Annotated in this window: 1 protein-coding gene; it reads right to left on the reverse strand. The window is 39.7% G+C overall.

Annotation, left to right across the window (positions count from 1 at the left end; all coding sequences use genetic code 11):
* On the reverse strand, positions 1-572 hold a 572-nt coding region (locus tag ACFINC_RS11675), incomplete at both ends, for an autotransporter outer membrane beta-barrel domain-containing protein (RefSeq protein ID WP_375617302.1).

Raw genomic sequence — 572 nt, forward strand, 5'->3', positions numbered from 1 at the left:
CAGAAATTTTCATTCTTTTCATCAAAGAGGTTTTGCGCAATATCGGCTTTGCCTTGGCTTGAGTCTGGTCCATAGGCCGTTAGCGTATATTTATAAGGCAAACGATTTCTTGTGGTATAGCCATTTACGAGTTTGAAAGAGTCTTCTTGTGCTTTTCCAGATACTTGAATGAGTGAAAGTCCACCTATATTGGAAGGATCAGCAGCATTGACTACACTACTTTCATCTCCTGAATCGCTTTTGATATAAACTGTTGTGGAGCCTGAGACATCACCGTGGATCAGAAGTCTATCGGTTTTTTGATCGGCACTTGCTACGCCATCACTCCAAGCAATGTTGAAGTAAATCTTTGCGTCTCCCGTTGCGTTGTAGACTTCTTGCGTATCTGGTTTACCAGAACCTATATGCAATTTGTGATAATGATCTTCTGTTGGTCCATTAAAGATAATAGAGCTGTTATCGAGATTAAGCGTGGAAATATCAGAACGTGATCTTTGAGCAATATCAAGCAGATTGCCATCATCATCTTTTTCTTTTGTACTGGTCTTTAGTGTCCATGTTGTCTTGTTTTT

Source organism: Bartonella sp. AP58NXGY, from assembly GCF_042195785.1.
In the GTDB taxonomy this organism is placed as follows: Bacteria; Pseudomonadota; Alphaproteobacteria; order Rhizobiales; family Rhizobiaceae; genus Bartonella.